This window comes from Saccharothrix hoggarensis (genome assembly GCF_042678885.1).
Classification (GTDB): domain Bacteria; phylum Actinomycetota; class Actinomycetes; order Mycobacteriales; family Pseudonocardiaceae; genus Actinosynnema; species Actinosynnema hoggarensis.
Window position 1 is genome coordinate 22,289 of record NZ_JBHTLK010000044.1, and the last position, 16,686, is coordinate 38,974.

Here is a 16,686-nt window from a genome sequence, read left to right on the forward strand (position 1 = left end):
GCGCCAGGTGTTTTCGAATTCAACAATCTTCCGCACCACGACTCCTTCCGCTGGCCGAGGGACGATGAATGACTGACTCCGCAACCGGGCAACTGCCCGACTCCGCGTTTACCGCCGTCGAACACCTGCTGGTCGGGATTCGGCGGGAAGTGCTCCTGTTGGTTCCGGCGTACACCCCGGACTCGTTCGAGTTCTCCAGCCAGGTGATGGACGGCGTGCTGCGCCGCGGCGGGCAGTTGCGCGTCGTGTGGGCGTCCGAGTTCGTCGACCAGGCGCCGGTGGTGGCGTTCGCCCGGTGGCTCGGCGCTCGCGGCGTCGTGCCGCGGGCGGCGCACCACGTGCCCGTCCGGGCCGTGATCATGGACCGCCAGGTCGGCGTCCTCCTGGACGACCGGCAGCCCGAACTGGTGCGGACGTCGTCCGCGCTGGAATCCCTGTGCCGATTCGCCGACCGCCTGTGGGAACGCGCACGGCCGGTGCGCAGCGCCACCGTCGCCGAGTCCTCCGGCCACGGCCCGTCCCGCAGCGAGCTGGTGCTCCAGCTGCTCGCCGAGGGCCTGACCGACGAAGCCGTCGCGAGGCGCATCGGCGTCAGCGTGCGGACCGTGCGCAACGACGTCGCCTCGACCATGACGCACATGGACGCCCGCAGCCGGTTCCAGGCGGGCGTGCGCGCCGCCCGGCTCGGCCTCGTCTGATTTCCCCGCCTGTCCCGTCGCCGTCGCCCTCGTCGACGGGACGGGCGGCGCCCGGCCGGCCGGTTAGCCGATCGGCGCGCTGCCGCGGCTCACGACCTCGCCCGGCAGCAGTACGCCACGCCGCCGGTCCCCCGTGCCGAGCAGCTCCACGAGCGCGGCGGCGACCTGGTCCAGCGGCTGCCGCACGGTGGTGAGCCCGCCTTCCACCACGGACGCGGCCGGCGAGTCGTCGAAGCCGGTGACCGCGATGTCCTCGCCCGGACACCCACCGCGCCGGCGCACCTCCCGCAGCACCCCGACGGCCAGCGTGTCGCTCACCGCCATGATCGCGGTCGGCGGGTCGGCCGAGTCGAGCAACGCGCGTGCCGCCGCCTCGCCCGCCTCCGGGCAGTCCGCGTCCGCCGCCACCACCAGGTCGTCGCCCGACGGCAGGTCGTGCCGCTCGCAGCCCGCCCGCCACCCGGCGACCCGGTCGAGCACCGCCACCGTCGGCACGGTCAACCCGACCAGCCCGACGCGGCGGTGGCCGATCCGGTGCAGTCCCGCGACCAGCCGGGCGCACGCGCCCGCGCCGTCCACGTCGACCCACAGCCCCGGCTGGGCGCCGTTGGTCGGCCACGTCCGCCCGAACACCACGAACGGCACGTTCCGCTCGGTGAGCCACAGGTGCCGCGGGTCGTCGCGCACGGTGTCGGTCAGCACGAACGCGTCCACGGCCCGCTGCGCCAGGAGCTCGTCGAACGCGTCGACGTTCTCGGGGTCTTCGGGCGTGGTGAACAGCAGCATGTGGCGGCCGACGTCCTCGACCGCCCGCGCCAGCGCCCGCGGGAACTGGCTCATGATCGACGTGGGCGCGACCCGCGCGGACATCCCGTAGCCGACCAGTCCGGCCGACCGGGCGTTCGGGGTCCGCCCGCCGCGGTCCGGCCGGTAGCCGAGGGCCTCGATGGACGCCAGCACGCGGTCCCGGACGTGGGGCTCGACCTGGTTCGGGGTGGCGAGCACGGCCGCCACGGTCTGCCGCGACACACCGGCGTGCATCCCGACCTGGGCGACCGTGACCGGAGCGCCGGGTCGTGGTGACTGCGCCATCGACAACCTCCCGTGGGCGTCGCCACGTGAGCGGTCGACGCGTCGCGGTGTCCGGGGTGCGCCGTTAGAGCGCTCCAACCGGAAGCCGCACCTCTGTGTGTGCCGCGTTCGACGTCGGGAGGGGCCGGCCGGTTCCGGAACGCGCGCGATCCCGAACCCGTTCCAGGGCGTGGGACGCGCGCGTTCCGGTCCGATCAGGACCAGTCGGCCTCCAGGAGGTCGATCTCCGCCTGGGAGAGCGTCACGAGGGACAGGTCGGACGGGGTGTGACCGCCGGTGTCGGGCTCGTCGTCCAGGTGGGCCAACACGTCGAGCGCGCGCAGCCAGGTGTCGGCGAGGTCCGCGACCTCCGCCTCCGACAGCAGGCGGGCGGGCCACGTCCACTCCGCGACCAGGCGCGGTCCGTCCACGTGGTCCTCGGTGTGGGCGTTGACCTCCAGCACGTGGGTCATCGGCATCGCCGGGTCGCCGCCGCTGCCCAGCGGGTCGGCCTCCGCCGCCGCCGTCCAGTCGGCCTCGCCGTCCACCACGGGGAACCGGCCCAGGTAGTTGAACCCGAGCTGCGGCTCCGGCAGGTCCGCCGGCACGCGGGCGCCGTCCGGCGCCAGGTGGCGCAGCAGCCCGTACCCGATCCCGTTGTCCGGCAACGCCCGCAGCTGCTCCTTCACCCGCTTGAGGACGTCGCCCAGCTGCTTGCCACCGCGCCACACGTCGTTCCAGTTCCGCACGCCGGGGTCGAGCCGCGCCGGGTACAGGCTGGTGAACCACCCGACCGTGCGTGACAGGTCGGCGCCCGCCACCTGCTCCTCCCGGCCGTGACCCTCCAGGTCCAGCAGGACGGTGCCGTCGCCGCCGTGCGACCGCCTGCGCCGCCAGTCGCCGACGGCCAGCGCGAGGCCCGTGAGCAGCACGTCGTTGACGCCGGCGTGGTAGGCGGCGGGCACGCTCGTCAGCAGCCGGGTGGTGGCGTCGGTCGGCAGCACGCGGGTCAGCGCGCGGCCGGTGGACATCACGTCCCGCGCCAGGTCCAGCGGGCCGACGCCGAGCAGGGGGTCCGGTCCGCCGAGGACGTCCGTCCACAACGGCAGCTCGGCGGCCCGCTCCGCGTCGCGGGCGGCGGCCCCGAGCCGTTCCGACCACGTGCGCAGCGACGTGCCGACGGGCTCCAGCCGGGGCGTGCGGCCGACCGCGAGGGCCTGCCACGCGGCGGCGAGGTCGGGCACCACGATCCGCCACGAGACGCCGTCCACCACGAGGTGGTGCGCGGTGACCAGCAGCCGTCCGGGGCGGTCGGGGCCGGCGTCGAACCACACCACCTGCACCAGGTTGCCCGCGCCGGGGTCGAGGCGTGCCGCCGCGGCGGCGGTGTGCTCGGCGACGACCGCGCGGAGGTCCGCCGTGCCGCTGACGTCGACGCGCCGCACCTTGTCGTCCGCGCGGACCGCGCCCGGCTCGGGCACGTGCAACGTCCAGTCGGCGTGGTCGAGCCGGGCGCGCAGGGCGTCGTGCCGGTCCAGCACGGCCTGCACCGCACCGACGAGCAGGTCCTCGCCCAGGTCGGCGGGCACGTGCAGCAGCATCGACTGGTTGAACCGGTCGACCGGCCCGCCGCGGTCGCGCAGCCACCGCATCACCGGCGTCGGCGGCACGGCGCCCACGCCGATGTCGGCGACGGTCGGCTGTCCGGTGTCGGTCACGCGGGCGACGGCGGCGAGGCGTTCGGGCGTCTTGTGCTCGAACACCTCGCGCGGGGTCAGCTCCAAACCCGCCTTGCGCGCCCGGCTGACCAGCTGGATGGACACGATGCTGTCGCCGCCCAGCTCGAAGAAGCTGTCGTCCGCGCCCACGCCCGGCACGCCGAGCAGGTCGGCGAACAGGTCGCACAAGGTCCGCTCGGCGGGTGTCCGGGCGGCCCGGCCCCCCGCCGCGGTGGACAGGTCCGGCGCGGGCAGCGCGGCCCGGTCCAGCTTGCCGTTCGGGGTCTGCGGCAACGCGGCCAGCACCACGAACGCGCCGGGCGTCATGTAGTCGGGCAACGCCTCGGCGACGTGCCGGCGCAGGTCGGCGACCTCCACCGGGGCGTCGCCGCGCGGCACGACGTACGCGACGAGCTGCTTCACGCCGGGGCGGTCCTCCCGCACCTGCGCGGTCACCTCGGCCACCCGCGGGTGGCGGGCCAGCACCGACTCGACCTCGCCCAGCTCGATCCGGAAGCCGCGGATCTTCACCTGGTGGTCGGCCCGGCCGCAGAAGACCAGCTCGCCGTCCGGGAGGGCGCGGACCACGTCGCCGCTGCGGTACATGCGGCTGCCGGGAGGGCCGAACGGGTCGGCGACGAACCGCCCGGCGGTCAGGTCGGGCCGGTTCAGGTAGCCGCGGGCCAGGCCCGCCCCGGCGATGTACAGCTCGCCCCGCACGCCGGGCGCCACCGGCAGGAGGTTGTCGTCCAGCACGTACAGGCGGGTGTTCGTGATCGGCCTGCCGATCGGCGGTGTCGTCGCGCCGGTCAGCGGCTCGCTCATCGACGCGCACACGGTCGACTCGGTCGGCCCGTAGGCGTTGATCATGCGGCGGCCCGCGGACCACCGGGCCACCAGCTCGGTGGTGCTCGCCTCGCCCGCCACGACCAGCGTGCCGCCGGGGATCAGGTCGTCCTCGGCGGGCATCGCGGCCAGCGCGACGGGCGGGATGGTGGCGTGCGTGACGCGGTGCGCGCGCAGCAGGTCGGTCAGCGGGTCGCCGGGCGCCAGCCGGTCCGGCGCGGCCACCACGAGCGCCGCGCCGGACAGCAGCGACATGCACAGCTCCCAGAACGCCGCGTCGAAGCTCGGCGACGAGAACTGGAGCACGCGGCTGCCGGGGCCGACGTCGAACTTCTCCACCTGCGTGGCGAGGAGGCTCGCGACACCCTGGTGGGTGACGACGACACCCTTCGGGCGGCCGGTCGAGCCGGACGTGTAGATCAGGTACGCGGGGTGCGCGGGACGCACGTCGGGGTTCTCGGCGGGTTCGGCGGTGTGGCGCAGGGCGAGCGTGGCCGGGTCGTCCAGCAGCAGGGTCGCCGCGCCGTCCGGCAGCCGGTCCGCGACGGCCGACGTGGTGAGCACCAGGGCGGGCCGGGCGTCGTCGAGCATGTAGGCGATGCGGTCGCGCGGGTAGTCGGGGTCGACGGGCAGGTACGCCGCGCCCGCCTTCAGCACGGCGACCAGCGCGACCACCATGTCGACGGACCTCGGCACGGCCACCGCCACGAACCGCTCCGGGCCGATGCCGCGGTCGGTCAGGAGGCGCGCCAGGCGGGCGGCGCGGTCGTCCAGCTCGGCGTACGAGATCTCCTCGTCGCCGCACAGCACGGCCGGCGCGGACCCGTCCCACCGCACCCGCGCGGCGAACAGCTCGGGCACGGTGGCCGCGCCCACGTCGGCCGCCGTGTCGTTCCACTCCTCCAGCACCAGCCGGCGTTCCGCGGGGTCGAGCACGTCGAGCCGCCCGACCGGGGTCCCGCCGGCCTCGACCAGGACGTCGACCAGCCGCAGGAACCGCCGCAGCACGGCGTGCACGGTGTCGGCGTCGACGACGTCGGACCGGTAGTCCAGCCGCACCCGCAGCCGGTCGCCCGGCGTGAGCACGACGGCCAGCGGGTAGTGGCTGGTGTCGCGGTCCTCCACCCGCGTGACGCGCGGCGTGCCGGCCGGGCCGGACTGCGCCTCGAACGGGTAGTTCTCCACCATCGTGGTGGTGTCGAACAGCTCGCCGACGCCGGCGAGCCGCTGGATGTCGGTCAGGCCGAGGTGCTGGTGCGGCATCAGCGCCGCCTGCTCGTCCTGCACGCGGACCAGCAGCTCGACCAGCGACTCGCGCGGGTCGACCGCGACCCGGACCGGCAGCGTGTTGATGAACAGGCCCACCATGTCCTCGACGCCGGGCAGCTCCGGCGGGCGGCCGGACACCGTCGTGCCGAAGACGACGTCCGTGCGGCCGGTGAGGCGGCCCAGGAGCAGGCCCCACAGCCCCTGCAGCACGGTGTTGACGGTGAGGCCGTGCCCGCGGATGCGACCGCGCAGCCGCGCGGTGAGGTCGGCGGACAGCTCGGTGGTGATCTGCTCGGGCAGCACGGCCGCCCGTCCGGCCGCCTCGGGCGCGATCCGGGTCGGCTCCTCCACGCCGGCCAACGCCGTGCGCCACGCCTCCTCGGCCGCCCGCCGGTCCTGCGCGGCCAGCCACGCCAGGTGGTCGCGATAGCGCCCGGCCGGCGGCAGGGTGGCGCCCTCCCCCGCGTACAGCGCGAGGAGGTCGCGGGTGATCAGCGGGGTGGACCAGCCGTCCATCAGGATGTGGTGGCTGGTCAGGAGCAGCCGGTGCCTGGTGGGCGCGAGGTGGATCAGGGTGCCGCGCAGCAGCGGCGGGCGGGCCGGGTCGAAGCCGGTGCGCTGGTCCTGGGCCAGCAGCGCGGCCAGCACCTCGTCGTGCGCCTTGGCGTCCATGGTGGACAGGTTGACCTCGTGCCACGGCAGCTCGACGGCGCTTGGCACGAACTGCACGGGCACGCCCGCGTCGGTGTGCCGGAACCCGGCGCGCAGGGTCGGGTGCCGGTCCAGCAGCGCCTGGCAGGCGGCGCGCAGGGCGGCCGCGTCCACCTCGCCGTCGAGGTCGATCACGGTCTGCCCGACGTAGACGTCGAGCCCGCCCTCGTCGTAGAGGGTGTGGAACAGCAGGCCCTCCTGCAACGGCGACAGCGGCAGCACGTCGTCCAGCGCGGGCACGTCCGCTTCCAGCCGCTCGACCTCGTCCTGCGACAACGCGACCAGCGGGAAGTCCGAGGGCGTGCGGCCGCCCGTGCCGGCGCGGGTCACCAGCGCGTCCAGCGCGGCGAACCACGACGCGGCGAGGTCGGCGACCTCGTCCTCCGACAACGCCTCCCCGGCCCACGACCAGGTGGCGCTCAACCGCGGCCCGTCCGCGTGGTCGCGGGTCATCGCGTTGACTTCCAGCGCGTACGGCAGCGGCAGCGCCGGGTCCATGCCGTTGTCCAGCACGTCCTGGCCGCCCGTCATGGTCCAGTCGGCGTCCGCGTCGACCGGGAAGCGGCCGAGGTAGTTGAAGCACACCTCGGGCTCGGGGAACGCGGCCAGCGCCGGTCCCGTCGCGGGGTTGAGGTAGCGCAGCAGGCCGAAGCCGATCCCCTTGTCCGGCAACGCCGCCAGCTGCTCCTTGACCCGCTTGACGGCCTTGGCGGCGCCGTCGCCGCCCGCCGCGACACGCGCCAGGTCGGTCTCGCCCGCGTCGAGGCGGACCGGGAAGACGCTGGTGAACCAGCCGACCGTGCGGGACAGGTCGACGCCGTCCAGGACGTCCTCGCGGCCGTGGCCCTCGACGTCGATCAGCACGTCGGCGCCGCCGGCGCCCCGGCGCCGACGCCGCCAGTCCACCACCGCGAGCGTGAACGCGGCCAGCAGCACGTCGTTGACGCCCGCGTGGAACGCGGCGGGCAGGGTGGTCAGCAGGGGCGCGGTCCGGTCGGCGGGCAGGTCGACGGTCAGCGTGCGCAGGGTCGCGGCCACGTCGCGCGCCGGGTCCAGCGGCCGGGCCGTGAGCGCGGGTTCGGTCGCGCCGGAACCCGCGAGGATCTCCGTCCACAGCGGGAGTTCGGCGGCGCGGGCCGGGTCGTTCGCGTGCCCGGCCAACCGCTCGGCCCAGCCCCGGAACGACGTGGGCACCGGTTCCAGCGCGGGCCGGTCGCCCCGGTCGAGCGCCTGCCAGGCGGCGGTGAGGTCGCCGAGCAGGATGCGCCACGACACGCCGTCCACGACGATGTGGTGCACCAGCAGCAACAACCGGCCCGACCGCTCGGGGCCCGCGTCGAACCACACGGCCCGCAGCAGCTCGCCCGCCGCCAGGTCGAGTTCCCGTTCCGCCCGGTCGGTCCACTCGGCGACCACGGCGTCCCACCGGTCATCCGCGATGCCGGAGACGTCCACCCGGCGCACGTGGTCGGCCGCGGTGACGGCGTCGGCGGGCGGGATCTCGGCGGTCAGCCCGGCCGTGCCGGGCGTGTGGAGCACCCGCATGCGCAGGGCGTCGTGCCGGTCCAGCAGCGCGCCGACGGCCGTGACGAGCCGGTCGTGGCCGAGGTCGGCGGGCACCCGCACGAGGATCGACTGGTTGTACCGCGTGCTGGGGGCCGACCACTCGCGCAGCCAGTGCATGATCGGCGTCGGCGTGACGGGGCCGACGCGGGTCTCCGGGCGCTCGGCCACCGCCTGCTCGGCGGCCACCGCCACCGTGGCCAGCCCCTCGGCCGTCTTGCGCTGGAACACGTCGCGCGAGCTGAACCGCAGACCGGCCCGGCGGGCCCGGCTCACCAGCTGGATCGCGACGATGCTGTCGCCGCCCAGGTCGAAGAAGCTGTCGTCCACCCCGACCCTCTGCAGGCCGAGCACCTCGGCGAACAGCCCGCACAGCAGGGCTTCGCGCGGTGTCCTCGGCTCGGCCGCGCTCGTCGTGACGGCGAGGTCGGGGACGGGCAGGGCGGCGCGGTCCAGCTTGCCGTTCGGGGTCAGCGGCAGCACGTCGAGGGCGACGACGGCGGCGGGCACCATGTGCTCCGGCAGCACCTCGCCCACGTGCTTGCGCAGCACCGCCGCGTCCGGCAGCGAGCCGCCCGGCTCCGCCGTGACGTACGCGACGAGCTGCTTGGCGCCCGGACGGTCCTCGCGCACCACGACGGCGGCGTGCGCCACGTCCGGGTGCGTGGTCAGGACGTTCTCGATCTCGCCCAGCTCGATCCGGAAGCCGCGGATCTTCACCTGGTCGTCGGCGCGGCCGGTGAAGTCGAGCGTGCCGTCCTCGGTCCAGCTCACCAGGTCACCGGTGCGGTACATGCGGCTGCCGGGCGGGCCGAACGGGTCCGCGACGAACCGGTCGGCGGTCAGCCCCGGGCGGTTCAGGTAGCCGCGGGCCACGCCGACGCCGGCGAGGTACAGCTCACCCGTCACGCCGGGCGGCACGGCGCGCAGGGACGCGTCCAGCACGTACAGGCGGGTGTTGCGGATCGGCTTGCCGATCAGCGGCGTGGCGCTGTCCGCGATCCGCCAGAACAACGCGTCGACCGTGCACTCCGTCGGGCCGTACGTGTTGAAGCCGACCACGTCGGTCCGCGCGCCCAGGTCCGTCCACAACGCCTGCGGCACGGCCTCGCCGCCCAGGTTGATCGCGCCCGGCACGTGGCGGCGCGGGTCGAGGACGCCGACGGACGCCAGCTGGTGGAAGTAGGTCGGGGTGAGGTCGAGGTAGTCGACGTGGTGCTCGGCGATGTACTCGGCGACGGCGTCCGCGTCCCGGCGGGTGTCGTCGTCCAGCAGGTGCAGCTCGTGGCCCGCGACCATGCCCGCGATCGGGCTGAGCGAGGCGTCGAAGGAGAACGACGCCGAGTGCAGCAGCCGCAGCCGTCCGCCGTGGGCGACCGGGTCGAAGACGTTGAGCCGGTAGTTGAGGTACAGGTTCGTGAGGCCGCCGTGGCAGACGACGACGCCCTTCGGCTTGCCCGTCGAGCCGGACGTGTAGATGACGTACGCGGGGTGCAGGGGGTCCGCGGTGACGTCGAGGTCGCCGCCGGGTTGGTCGGCGAGCGCGTCCACGACGGCCGGGTCGTCGAGGACGAGCACCTCGCCGTCGTGCGCTTCCGGGAGCTGGTCGGCGACGGCGGTCGACGTGAGCAGGAGGGCCGGGCTCGCGTCGCCGAGGAGGTACGCGATCCGCTCGGCGGGGTAGCCGATGTCCACCGGGAGGTACGCGGCGCCGGCCTTCAGCACGGCGAGCAGCGCGACCACGAAGTCGGCCGAGCGCGGCAGTGCCAGCGCCACCAACGTTTCCGGCTTCGCGCCGTGCGCGACGAGCAGGCGGGCCAGGCGGTTCGCGCGGGCGTTGAGGTCCGCGAAGGACAGTGCGTCGCCGTGGCAGACGACGGCCGTGTCGTGCGGCGTCGCGGCGGCCTGGCGCTGGAAGAGCCGGGCCAGGTCCTCGGTCGGCGCCGGGTGATCCGTGTCGTTCCAGTCGGACAGCACGGACGTCCGCTGGGCCGGTGTCAGCAGCTCGACCAACGCGGCCGGTCCCGGCGCGTGATCTTCGAGGTGCGGCGTCACGTGTGCGGTCTCTGGCATGGTTGTCCACCCTCGAACTGGTCGATGCTGGTCCGGGCCCGGCGACGGGATCGCCCGCGCGGAGCCGGGCAGCCGGCTTGCCACCGGGACCGATTATCGAGTCGTGGAGCCACTTCCAGACCGCGCCTGCCGCAACCTGCACCCCGGTCGGGCACCCCGTCGCGGGCGCGCGCGAACACCGCGGACGTGGGACGTCCGCGGTGTTCGGGAAGGGCGTGGGGCTAGGCCGGCGCGGTGAGGGCGCGTCGGCGGGCCGCGCGCAGCCACTCGGCCCGGATCAGGCCGCTGGGCAGGCGGATCAGGAGCCAGTAGCGGGTGAACCTGCGGCGTGTCGCCTCGTCCGTGGCCAGCACGCGGGTCTCCGTGCGGACGGCTCCGCCGGCGCGGCGGAAGTTGAACGCGACCTTGTAGTGGCCGGGGTCGGTGACGTTGCGGAAGATCTCGGCGGCCTCGGCCGGGTCGGAGCCGAGGGCCACGGAGCCGGCGGGGTCGGTGGTGCGGACGGCGGCGCCGATCACGACCTCGTCCGGGCCGCGGCCGAGGACGGTGAAGCCGCCGCTGGTGAGGTCGGCGAGGAAGGGGCGGTCCGGGGGCATCCTGGTGCGGCCGAGCGAGCCGAGGAACAGCAGCGCCCGGAACAGCGGCACCTCCGACCACGTGACGCGCTCGATCGCGGCCAGCACGTCGGTGTCACCCCGCGCGTCCAGCTCGTGCCGCTCGTCGAACTGCCACTCGGGCAGCACCTGGTCCAGCAGACTGGGGGTCATTCCACGCCTTTCGCCGTCGACCGGGTGTTCCGCTGGTGCACGAGCGCCGCCAGACCGACCAGGACGCCACCCACGAACCAGTAGGGCTCGTAACCGAACAGGCTGAACTTCTCCGGCGTGGACAGGGTGTCCTGCTCGCCGCGGGCCAGCACGACCGCCGCCTGGACCACGGTCGGCACCGAGTGCACCAGGCACAGCGCGCACATGCCCCACGCCGCCGCCAGCCGCATCCACCGCCGCAACCGCAGCCCCCACGGCCGGATCAGGGCCAGGCCCAGCACGCCGCCCGCCACGCACAGCGGCACGGCGACGATGTCGATGATCAGCAGGAGCGTGTGGTCGGGCACCGAGAAGCCCTCGGGCAGCCCGAACCCGCCCCCGAACGCCCAGTACACGTGCAGGACGGCGAAGGCGAACGCCCACACCGCGGTCCCGTAGCCGAACCAGGGAGTGCCGGTGGCGCTCGTCGTGCCGATCGAGGTCGCCGGACGTCCGTGCATGAAATCCCCTTCGTCGCGGCGCCGCGCAGCGCGCCGCCCAGGCCCAGGATAGGGCGCTGGCGTCGCCGACCGGTGACCGAACGTCACGTCTGCACGTTGCTGCACGTCGGGGCGTCGTCACGGGTGGTCACCGGGTTCGGCGGACCATCGTGAACAGCACGCGGAGCACGAGCACGCTGCTCAGCACGAGCAGGTTGTAGCCGATGACCTGGAACAACGAGACGTCGGCGGTGATGTCCGGTCCCCCGTCGGTGCTCATCAGCAGCACCGCCATCACGCCTGTCGCCGCGCCGAGGAACGCCGTGGTCACCTGGTCCAGCATCGCGGTCACGGCCTGCCGGTCGCCGTCGTCGGACAGCAGCCGGACGCGCACCGAGAACTGGCCGCGCTCCAGCGCGCCGGTGATCCGGTCGAGCCGGCGCGGCAGCTTGCGCAGCATCGGCAGCAGCGCCAGCGCCTCGTCGGCCACCGAGCGGCGCAGCGACGAGGCCGTGAACCGGTCGGAGAAGATCTTGGACGCGCACGTGCGCGCCTCGGTCATCAGGTCGAACGGCTGGGCGACGCACGCGAGGGTGCCGTCCAGCGTGATCAGGCAGCGGAACACCGCGGCCACCTCCGGCGGCACGACCAGGCCGAACTTGGCCGTGAGCCGCAGCAGCGCGGTGAAGACCTCGAGGTTGGGGCCGGTGGAGCCGGCCAGGTGCAGCGCCATGAACTGGCCGAGCGCGCGTTCCAGCTTGGTCTCGTCGACCTCCTCGGCGGGCACGGCCAGCTCCAGCAGCGCGTCGCGCAGCGCCGCCGCGTCGCCGGTGTTCGCGGCGAACAGCAACCGCTGCAACGCCGACCGGACCGCGGTGTCGAGCCGGCCGACGGAGCCGTAGTCGAGCAGGGCGAGGCGGCCGTCGGACAGCACGAGGACGTTGCCGGGGTGCGGGTCGGCGTGGAACACGCCGTCCACGAGGATCTGCCGCAGCACGCAGCCCAGCAGGTCGCGCGCCAGCTCCTGCCGCTTGGCCGGGTCGAGGTCGCGCAGCCCGGTGGCCTCGCCCAGGGGCGTGCCGTCCAGCCGGTCGAGCACCATGACGCGCTCGGTGCACAGCCGCTCGTGCAGGGTGGGGAGCACGACGTCGGTGTCGCCGGACCGGCCCGCGCTCACGGCGAGGGTGTTGCGGACCTCCACCCGGAAGTCCAGTTCCTCGCGCAGCGCGCCGGAGAAGCCCGTGGCCAGCTCGCGGATGCCGATCGCGGCGCCCCAGCGGGTGCGGGCCTCGAGCGTGCGGGCGAGCCGGGACAGGATGTCGAGGTCGCGGGTGACGACGGCGCGGATGCCGGGCCGCTGGATCTTCACCACCACGTCCGTGCCGTCGAGCAGGCGGGCGCGGTGCACCTGGGCGATCGCGGCGGCGGCCATCGGCCGCTCCTCGAACGACGCGAACACCTCGTGCACCGGACGGCCCAGCTCCTCTTCGAGCAGGTCGCCGATCTCGTCCCAGCCGACCGGTGTGACGTGGCTGTGCAGGCGGGACAGCTCGGACACGAACTCCGGCGGCAGCAGGTCGCTGCGGGTCGCCATGAGCTGGCCCAGCTTGACGAACGTGACGCCGCCCTCTTCGAGCGCCAGGCGCAGCGACCGGGCGGGCCGGCGCGGCCCCGAGCGGGCGCGGGTGCGCGTTCCCCGCAGGTAGGGGCCGAGGCCGTGGCGGACCGCGATGCCGGTGATCCGCGAGTACCGCCGGGTGCGGGAGATCCGGCTGCGGAGGCCCTTCACCCAGTCGGTCGGCCAGCCGAGCGAGCCGGTCGGCGCGACCGCCTCGGCGGCCACGAGGAACATGACCGCCACCGTCAGGGCGACGCCTATCTGGATGGTGATCAGGACGGGCTGGTTGCCGGTCGGCCGCACGGCCACGCCGAACACCGTCTCGGCGATCAGGCCGAGCCCGCCCGCCATGAGCGTCCTGGTCACGCCGACCCGCAGGCCGAGCAGCTTGCGGGCCAGCGCGGCCAGCACCGCGACGGCCAGCAGGGTGCCGCCGATGAACAGCGGCGCGAACAGCACCTCGCTCATGACGGGCCGCCCGGGGTTCGTCGGGCGAGCGGAGACGTGGTCGTCATGACTCCCCCTCCTGGAGGCAGATCTCGGGCAGGCGTGGACGGGACGGGACGCGAGGTGGCGCGTCCCGGCGTCCGCGTCAGACGGTGGCCGAGCGGTACTTGCGGACCGCGAGCGGCACGATGACCAGCAGCGCCAGGGCGAGCCACGCCAGGGCCAGCGGGATCGGGTTGCGGGCGGCGAAGCTGTCGCCCGCGGCGGCCGGGTTGCCCCACAGCGCCCGGCAGGCGCTCGCGACGGCGCTGATCGGGTTCCACTCGGCGATGGCGCGCAGCCACGCGGGCAGGCCGCCGAGCGGGACGTACGCGCTGGACAGGAACATGAGCGGCATCAGCAGCAGCGACGGCAGCGAGGCGGCGGCCTCGGGGCTCTTCACCTTCATGCCGAGCAGCGCGCCCAGCCACGCCATCGTGAAGCCGAACAGCAGCAGCACGCCGAACCCGGCGATGGCGGCGAGCACGCCGCCTTCCAGGCGCCAGCCGATGGCGTAGCCGACGGCGGTCATGGCGACGCAGGTGACGGCGCGCAGCGCGGTGTCGCCGACCGTGCGGCCGACCAGCACGGCCGACGGCGACATCGGCAGCGAGCGGAACCGGTCCACCAGGCCGTTGCCGAGGTCTTCCAGCGTGCCGAGGGCCGTGTTCGGGACGGCGGTGATCATGACCTGGGTGAAGATGCCGGCCATGATGAACTCGCCGTAGTCGCCGCCGGGGATGGTGATCGCGCTGCCGAACAGCACGCCGAACAGGACCACGAACACCATGGGCAGGACGGTGGCGCTGACGAGCTTGTCCGGCATCCGCCGGAGGTGCAGCAGGTGGCGCCCGACGAGGGCGCTCCAGTCGGTGAGGACCGCGTTCATGCCGTGCTCTTCTCTCGGGAGACCTCGTCGACGCCACGCGGGGCGCCGGTGAGGGCGATGAACACATCGTCGAGGGTGGGCCTGCGCACGGCGAGGTCGACGAGGTCGACGCCGGCGCCGTGCAGTGCGGACACCGCGGCGGAGACGGTGGAGTCGCCGGTCAGGGTGAGCGACACGGTGAGGCCGTCGGGCGAGACCGAGGACGTGGACGAGATGGCGCGGGTGAACGCGTCGGCGACCACGAGGCCGTCGGCGGCGTGCGCCACGGTGACGTCCAGCCGGTCGTGGCCGACCTTGCGCTTCAGCTCCTGCGGCGTGCCGTCGGCGATGACGACGCCCTTGTCGACCACGGCGACGCGGTCGGCGAGCTGGTCGGCCTCTTCGAGGTACTGGGTGGTGAGCAGCACGGTCAGGCCGCGGTCGACCTCGGCGCGGATCATCGCCCACAGGTCCAGCCTGCTGACCGGGTCGAGGCCCGTGGTGGGCTCGTCCAGGAAGAGCACGGCGGGGTCGGCGAGCAGGCTGGCCGCGAGGTCGAGGCGGCGGCGCATGCCGCCCGAGTAGGTGCCGCTGAGCCGGTCGGCGGCCTCGGTCAGGTCGAACCGGGCCAGCAGCTCCTCGGCCCTGGCCCCCGCGCCGCGCCGGCCGAGCCGGTGCAGCACGCCGATCAGGTGCAGGTTCTCGCGGCCGGTCAGCTTCTGGTCCACGGCGGCGTACTGGCCGGTGAGGCCGATCTTGCCGCGGACCTCCTTGGCCTGCGTGACGACGTCGTAGCCGGCCACCGTGGCGCGGCCCGCGTCGGGCCGCAGGAGCGTGGCGAGCATGCGCACGGTGGTGGTCTTGCCCGCGCCGTTCGGCCCGAGCACGCCCATGATCGTCCCGGCGGGCACGGCCAGGTCGACGCCGGCGACGGCCTCGGTGTCGCCGTAGCGCTTGCGGAGTCCCTCCGCGTGGATCGCGTAGTCCATCTCTCACCTCTCGGATAGGTCTGCGGTGCGGTGCGGCGTGCGAGCGGTCAGGACCTCGGCGATCCGGGCCAGTGGTCGGGGCTGGGTCATGTCGTCGTGCGCGCAGTCGACCGGGTGGACGTCGATCCGCCCGGTCACGGCGTCCCGCCAGGCGGTGACGTCCGGCGCGTCGGGTCCGCGCCCGGCGGTGGCCTGGAAGAACCGGACGTCGCCCCGGTAGGCGCCGGGCGTGAACGCGTCGGCGAGCCGGGCGTTGTTGGCGGCCACCCGGGCCACGCCGGCCAGCCGGTCCGCGTCGAGCGCGCCGAACGCGGTGCCGGTCCGGGCGAGCGTGGCGGCGACCGCCTCGTGGGTGAGGTCGTGGCCCTCGGGGTCGACGCCGGCGGCCGCGAGCATGCCGCGCAGGAACCCGTCCTGGTCGCGGTCGGCGCGCGGCGCCTGCGGGTAGGAGTCCATCAGGGTCAGCTCGACCTCGTGGCCCTCCTGTTCGAGGCGGGTCGCCAGCTCGTGCGCGACCAGCCCGCCGAACGACCAGCCGACCAGGCGGTACGGGCCGCGCGGCGCGACCGCCCTGATCCGGCGCAGGTAGTCCTCGGCCATCTCGCCGACCGAGCCGGGCAGGCCGCCGTCGTCGGCCAGCCCCGCGGCCTGCAGGGCGTAGACGGGCTGGTCGGCGGGCAGGTGCCGGAGCAGGCCGGAGTAGACCCAGCCGATGCCCAGCGCGGGGTGCACGCAGAACAGCGGCGGCCGGGAACCCTTGGACCGCAACGGGATCAGCACGTCGAACCCGCCGTCCGCGGGCCGGGTCGCGCCGTGCTCCACGGCGGGGGCCAGCTCGGCCACGGTCGGCGCCTGGAACAGGGTCGCGACGCCGAGCCGCGCGCCGAGCCGGTCGCGGACCAACCCGACCAGCCGGATGATCAGCAGCGAGTGGCCGCCGAGGGCGAAGAAGTCGTCGTCCACGCCGACGCCGTCCACCCCGAGCACCTCGCCGAACAACTCGCACAGGACCCGCTCCACGGGTGTGCGCGGCGCGCGGCCGCGGACCCGTTCGGCGAAGTCCGGCGCGGGCAGGGCGGCGCGGTCCAGCTTCCCGTTGCGGGTCAACGGGAGCGCGGGGAGCGTGACGAACGCGGCGGGCACCATGTAGTCCGGCACGCGTCGGGCGAGCGCGGCGCGCAGGCCCTCCGGCTCGGCCGTGCCCACGACGTACGCGACGAGCCTGCGGTCGCCCGGGCGGTCCTCGCGGACCACCACGGCGGCTTCGGCGACACCGTCGAGGCCGCGCAGGACCGCTTCGATCTCGCCCGGCTCGATCCGGTGGCCGCGCACCTTCACCTGGTCGTCGGCGCGGCCCAGGTACACCAGGTCGCCGTTCGGCAGGCGGCGCGCGACGTCGCCGGTGCGGTACATCCGGGAGCCGGCCGGCCCGTGCGGGTCGGCGGTGAACCGCTCCGCCGTCAGGGCGGGCCGGCCCAGGTAGCCGCGGGCCAGGCCCGCCCCGGCGATGTACAGCTCGCCCCGCACGCC

The 16,686-nt window shown here is 74.7% G+C and carries 9 protein-coding genes; 1 reads left to right on the plus strand and 8 read right to left on the minus strand.

Annotated elements, in window-relative coordinates; translation table 11 throughout:
* The first annotated feature begins 68 nt into the window (after nucleotides 1-68).
* The gene (locus tag ACFQ3T_RS11365; protein ID WP_380723104.1) at nucleotides 69-698 is read left to right on the plus strand and encodes a helix-turn-helix transcriptional regulator; all 630 of its coding nucleotides are present in this window, start codon (nucleotides 69-71) and stop codon (nucleotides 696-698) included.
* A gap of 63 nt (nucleotides 699-761) precedes the next feature.
* On the opposite strand, the gene ACFQ3T_RS11370 is transcribed toward ACFQ3T_RS11365, so the two are convergent.
* The 8 genes from ACFQ3T_RS11370 to ACFQ3T_RS11405 form a co-directional block, all read right to left on the minus strand.
* Nucleotides 762-1,790, minus strand: a complete 1,029-nt coding sequence (locus ACFQ3T_RS11370; RefSeq protein ID WP_380723106.1) for a substrate-binding domain-containing protein — start codon at nucleotides 1,788-1,790, stop codon at nucleotides 762-764.
* A gap of 194 nt (nucleotides 1,791-1,984) precedes the next feature.
* Complete coding sequence (locus tag ACFQ3T_RS11375; protein WP_380723108.1) at nucleotides 1,985-9,949, minus strand: amino acid adenylation domain-containing protein; 7,965 nt, start codon at nucleotides 9,947-9,949, stop codon at nucleotides 1,985-1,987.
* Between the two features lie 221 nt (nucleotides 9,950-10,170).
* Nucleotides 10,171-10,716 carry a hypothetical protein gene (locus tag ACFQ3T_RS11380; RefSeq protein ID WP_380723110.1) on the minus strand — a complete coding sequence of 182 codons (546 nt, stop codon included), beginning with the start codon at nucleotides 10,714-10,716 and terminating at the stop codon, nucleotides 10,171-10,173.
* Nucleotides 10,713-11,216, minus strand: a complete 504-nt coding sequence (locus tag ACFQ3T_RS11385) for a DUF3995 domain-containing protein (RefSeq protein WP_380723111.1) — start codon at nucleotides 11,214-11,216, stop codon at nucleotides 10,713-10,715. The genes ACFQ3T_RS11380 and ACFQ3T_RS11385 overlap by 4 nt, the downstream gene beginning before the upstream one ends.
* Before the next feature lie 127 nt (nucleotides 11,217-11,343).
* Complete coding sequence (locus ACFQ3T_RS11390) at nucleotides 11,344-13,281, minus strand: ABC1 kinase family protein (protein ID WP_380723113.1); 1,938 nt, start codon at nucleotides 13,279-13,281, stop codon at nucleotides 11,344-11,346.
* Nucleotides 13,282-13,405: 124 nt separating this feature from the next.
* Entirely contained in the window at nucleotides 13,406-14,188 is a 783-nt protein-coding gene (locus ACFQ3T_RS11395) for an ABC transporter permease (RefSeq protein WP_380723115.1), read from the minus strand.
* Entirely contained in the window at nucleotides 14,185-15,156 is a 972-nt protein-coding gene (locus ACFQ3T_RS11400) for an ATP-binding cassette domain-containing protein (RefSeq protein ID WP_380723117.1), read from the minus strand. Before ACFQ3T_RS11400 ends, ACFQ3T_RS11395 begins: the two co-directional genes overlap by 4 nt.
* Nucleotides 15,157-15,159: 3 nt before the next feature.
* Nucleotides 15,160-16,686: thioesterase domain-containing protein (locus ACFQ3T_RS11405; protein WP_380723119.1), on the minus strand; the 1,527-nt coding region annotated here is incomplete at its 5' end.

Excerpts from the sequence above, each read along its gene's own strand:
- ACFQ3T_RS11365 (WP_380723104.1), top strand. The coding sequence starts at position 69 with ATGACTGACTCCGCAACCGGGCAACTGCCCGACTCCGCGTTTACCGCC.
- ACFQ3T_RS11370 (WP_380723106.1), bottom strand. The coding sequence starts at position 1,790 with ATGGCGCAGTCACCACGACCCGGCGCTCCGGTCACGGTCGCCCAGGTC.
- ACFQ3T_RS11375 (WP_380723108.1), bottom strand. The coding sequence starts at position 9,949 with ATGCCAGAGACCGCACACGTGACGCCGCACCTCGAAGATCACGCGCCG.
- ACFQ3T_RS11380 (WP_380723110.1), bottom strand. The coding sequence starts at position 10,716 with ATGACCCCCAGTCTGCTGGACCAGGTGCTGCCCGAGTGGCAGTTCGAC.
- ACFQ3T_RS11385 (WP_380723111.1), bottom strand. The coding sequence starts at position 11,216 with ATGCACGGACGTCCGGCGACCTCGATCGGCACGACGAGCGCCACCGGC.
- ACFQ3T_RS11390 (WP_380723113.1), bottom strand. The coding sequence starts at position 13,281 with ATGAGCGAGGTGCTGTTCGCGCCGCTGTTCATCGGCGGCACCCTGCTG.
- ACFQ3T_RS11395 (WP_380723115.1), bottom strand. The coding sequence starts at position 14,188 with ATGAACGCGGTCCTCACCGACTGGAGCGCCCTCGTCGGGCGCCACCTG.
- ACFQ3T_RS11400 (WP_380723117.1), bottom strand. The coding sequence starts at position 15,156 with ATGGACTACGCGATCCACGCGGAGGGACTCCGCAAGCGCTACGGCGAC.